The 2,681-nt window shown below is 69.2% G+C and carries 3 protein-coding genes and 1 pseudogene; 2 read left to right on the forward strand and 2 right to left on the reverse strand.

The annotated features are described in order from the left end of the window. On the reverse strand, window positions 1–274 hold a 274-nt coding region (locus AC2W7C_RS16410; RefSeq protein WP_486002350.1), incomplete at its 3' end, for a DnaA N-terminal domain-containing protein. 473 nt (window positions 275–747) lie between these two features. Beyond that, on the reverse strand, window positions 748–1,017 hold the full coding sequence (rpsT, locus tag AC2W7C_RS16415; protein WP_486002351.1) for a 30S ribosomal protein S20: 270 nt from the start codon (window positions 1,015–1,017) through the stop codon (window positions 748–750). A 271-nt stretch (window positions 1,018–1,288) separates the two neighbouring features. Between rpsT and AC2W7C_RS16420 the strand changes: the two genes are divergently transcribed. Then, window positions 1,289–1,501 (forward strand): hypothetical protein, encoded by a 213-nt coding sequence (locus tag AC2W7C_RS16420; protein ID WP_486002352.1) that lies wholly within the window; start codon window positions 1,289–1,291, stop codon window positions 1,499–1,501. Between the two features lie 4 nt (window positions 1,502–1,505). Next, a pseudogene (locus AC2W7C_RS16425) lies at window positions 1,506–2,681 on the forward strand (glycoside hydrolase family 65 protein); the annotation flags it as partial.

Genomic DNA, 2,681 nt, shown 5'->3' on the forward strand with positions numbered 1-2,681 from the left:
CCGAGGCCGGCGGGGCGCGACCATCTCGGCCCGGCAGCGGACGTCCAGGCGGCGCGACAGGCCGTCCATGGCCGAGCCACAGCTCGTTCATGCGGCGCAGGGCGTTCTTGCGCACCCAGTCGCGGGCGTAGGCGGTCGGGGTGACCAGGATCAGCTGGCCGCCGCCGTCGACGCGCACGGCCGACGGCGCGATGTAGGAGCTGAACGCCCCCTCGCCGATCTCGCCGCGCAAACGCCCAGCCGCCTCGGTCCAGATACGATCCGGATCCGTCATCCCCGCCATCCCCGCGCTCCCCATCATCGGTCAGCCACCCGCCAAGAAGTTCCATCACCTGACGCCCTTCCAGGAGGCCTGAACCGGGGACGACTTCTCCTTTCCGGTGCGGCTGCTCCGCCGCCCGGGGTGGGGTCGTTCTCTCGATCAGACATCCCGCGCCGACGCGGAACCAGGTTCCGCGCCGCCTTCATCCGTGTGGGGATGGAAGTGCGTTAGAGGGCCAAACTTACGCTCGGCGGATGGACCGTCAACGCTGATTCGCGACTCGATCTGCAGTTAAAATTGTTGACTCCGCTAAAGGCCGTCCCCGTCTCGGGAAATCCTCCTTTCGCCACAGGAGCGAGCGCCAATTCGCGCGATGGAGGTTACCGACGCACGCGGAAACGGCGAGGGAGCGGATGCGCCCTCGCCGTTGAAATTACACTGGTTTACCATGACAGGCCCGTGAAAGGCCGTCCGGTGGCCGAAAGTCAGGCGGCCGACATTTTCTTCAGCTGAGCCGCCAGGCGCGAGACCTTGCGCGAGCCGGTGTTCTTGTGAACCACGCCCTTGGAGACGGCGCGCATCAGCTCGGACTGAGCCTCGACGAAGGCGGCCTTGGCGGCGCCGGCGTCGCCGCCCGTGACGGCTTCCTGGAACTTGCGCAGGAAGGTGCGGACGCGCGTGCGGCGCGCCTTGTTCACTTCGGTGCGGGCCGCGATCTTGCGGATCGCTTTCTTGGCGCCGGGGTTGTTGGCCATCAGTCAAACCTTCGAACGGAAAACGCCGCGGAGCTCGCGTCCACGGCGTGCGGAAATCTCAAGAGCGCGCGGCTATAGCGGAAAGGCCCGGCGGGTTCAAGGGCGCAAGACATCGCTCGTGAACGTCGTCCGGCCAACATAGGAACGGCGGCCGACGGCCCACGTTCCCTCTCCGTGCCGCCGCCCCTTGCCCGCCGTCGAGGAGCCGCGCCAAGCGGAAGCGCCTCGTTGAGCAGCCGGGACGGCGACCCCCGACCAGAGGAGTGCGGCCATGCGCATCTACGAAGTGATCGTCGGAACGCAGGAGGGCGGAACCCGCCTGCTGAAGGCGCCATCCAAGACCGACGTTCAGGCGGGCGACGCCGCGGCGGCCCGGATGGCCGAAGGCGAGACCATCCTGGCCATCCACGAAATCGATGATCCCTATCAGGAGGTGGACGCCCCGCCCGCCGGAACCCAGACCCATCCCGACCAGATCGTCTGACGCCATGGCGGACTGGAGGCCGATCAGCCCCCCGGCCGAACCGGGCGAGCGCGGACGCGACCTGCCGGCCTATGTCTCGAACGGCATGATCGGCCTGCGTGTCCGGGAGACTCCGCTGCGAGCCGGCCTGTGCATCGTGGCCGGCTTCATCGGCGAGCACCACGAGACGCGGATCGAGGCGGCCGTCGCCGGTCCTTATCCTCTCGGCGGCGACATCGGACTGGACGGATTGTGGGCGGGAGACCAGCCGCGGGCGATCGAGCCGGTGGAGCAGAGCTACGACTTCGCCACGGGGGAGCTGACCAGCCGGTTGCGGATCCGGATCGGAGACCGCACAGCCGAGGTCGAGATCGTCACCTTCGCCAGCCGCACCCATCCCACCGTCGTTTGCCAGCAGGTGACCGTGGAGACGGATGCGGCCTGCGAACTGATGGTGCGCTCGCGGATCGACGCCAACGACCTGCGGGGCCGGATGGTCGAGCGGCGGACGGACACGCCCGGAGAGCCCGAGCCGGTCTGCGACGGCTCGATCCTATGGGAGTCCGAGGGCGCCCTGGGCCGGCTGGGGCTGGCGATGGCGACGGCCGTCGCGCACGAGGCCACACGGACGCAGGAGCCGTGGGACGCCCAGGGTCCCCTGTCGACCACCTGGACCCTGAGGACAGCCAAGGGGCGCAGGTTGCGCTTCCAGACCCTGGTCAGCCTGGTTCCCGACGTGATGCACCACCAGCCGCACCGGCAGGCCGTGCGGATGGTCGCGGCGGCGGCGGAACTCGGCTTCGATGAACTGCGGCGCCGCAACCGGGAGGCCTGGAAGGACCTGTGGAAGGGCCGCATCCGGCTGATCGGCGCCGAGCCCCGGTGGCAGGCCATGACCGACGCCGCCTTCTTCTACCTGAACACCTCCGCCCACTCGGCGTCGCCGTCGTCGACGTCGATCTACGGCCTCGCGACATGGCGGGACTACCACTATTATTTCGGACATGTGATGTGGGACGTGGACGCCTTCGCCATCCCGCCGCTGACCTTGCTGCAGCCGGATGCGGCGCGGGCCATGCTGGACTTCCGGACGCGGACCCTCCCGGCGGCCCGGCGGACGCCCAGATGGCTGGGGCGGCTGGGGGCTGCAGTTCCCCTGGGAGGCCGGGGCCGTCGCAGGGCGAGGAGGCGGCGCCGGATC

It is taken from the genome of Brevundimonas sp. CURTG3B2_SDJG (assembly GCF_057364705.1).